A 1166-nucleotide genomic window follows, 5' to 3' on the forward strand; every position below is an offset into this window, starting at 1 on the left:
GGCCAATCGCTCACAGACCGGGAGAGTAGTTACCCGGGCAGAAGCCAATCCGGGTCAATCTGACAAAGTAGAACCAGGGGGAAATAGATGACAAAAGAACGGATTGCACTGATCGGTGCCGGCGCGGCGGGCGGCGCACTGGCGCTGGCGCTGCACCGGGCCGGACACCCCATTGCCGGGGTGGCCAGCCGCTCCCTCGAATCGGCGCAACGTTGCGCCGCGCTGGTCGGCGGTCCGCCCGCCACCCGCGACCCGGCGCCGGCGGTGGTCAGCGCCGACATCATCATTCTCGCCACCCCGGATGGCCAGATCGAGCCGGCCTGCCGCGCCATTGCCGAACAGGGCGTGATCCGCCCCGGCCAGCTGTTTCTCCATCTCAGCGGCGGCCTCACCTCCGCTGCCCTGGCCGCGGCACAACGCAAGGGAGCCGAGGTACTCTCGCTGCACCCGATCCAGGCCCTGGCCGATCCGTTAAAGGGGGCGGAGCTGTTGCGCGGCACCTGGTTCTGCCTGGAGGGTACCGCCGCAGCCATCGGCCGCGGCGAGGCCCTGGTCAAGGCGATGCAGGGGGAGACCCTGATCATCCCGGCCGAGCACAAGGCGCTCTATCACGCCGCGCTCTCGGTGGCCGCCAACTACCTGATCACCATCGAGTCCATCGCCGTCAATCTGCTGGAGCGGATCGGCATCGAACGCCAGGACGGCCTGCAGGCGATACTGCCGCTGATCGCCGGCAGCGTGCAGAACCTGGCCCACTCCGGCCTGCCCAACGCCCTGACCGGGCCGATCAGCCGCGGCGACAGCAGTACCGTGGCACGCCACATCGACAGCCTGCGGGGGATGCCCCCGGCCCATCAGGCGATCTATCGCATGCTCGGCAAGGAGACCGTGGAGCTGGCCCTGGAGAAGGGCGGACTGGATGCGGAGCAGGCCGAGGAGATCCGGCGGCTGCTCACCCCGCAGCCGCCGGACACCTGTCTGATCAGTTGAAGTTCAGCTCCAGGCAAGGCCAACATCCCAGGCCAACAATCGCGGCGGGGGCGCCGCTCCTACCGGTGAACCGCCCACTGGAGTGCAGCCTGTACTGATAGGGGTCGGGAAGGACTAACCCTCCCCGCCCTCCGAACCGTGCGTGCGGTTCTCCCGCACACGGCTCTCCAGTCGGG

General features: G+C 68.5%; 1 protein-coding gene. It reads left to right on the plus strand.

Annotated features, from left to right (window positions below; genetic code table 11):
• The first annotated feature begins 87 nt into the window (after window positions 1-87).
• Window positions 88-990, plus strand: a complete 903-nt coding sequence (locus tag NPX02_RS21185; RefSeq protein WP_260296054.1) for a Rossmann-like and DUF2520 domain-containing protein — start codon at window positions 88-90, stop codon at window positions 988-990.
• Window positions 991-1166: the final 176 nt, after the last annotated feature.

The sequence above is a fragment of the Sedimenticola hydrogenitrophicus genome (genome assembly GCF_025175675.1).
In the GTDB taxonomy this organism is placed as follows: Bacteria; Pseudomonadota; Gammaproteobacteria; order Chromatiales; family Chromatiaceae; genus Sedimenticola; species Sedimenticola hydrogenitrophicus.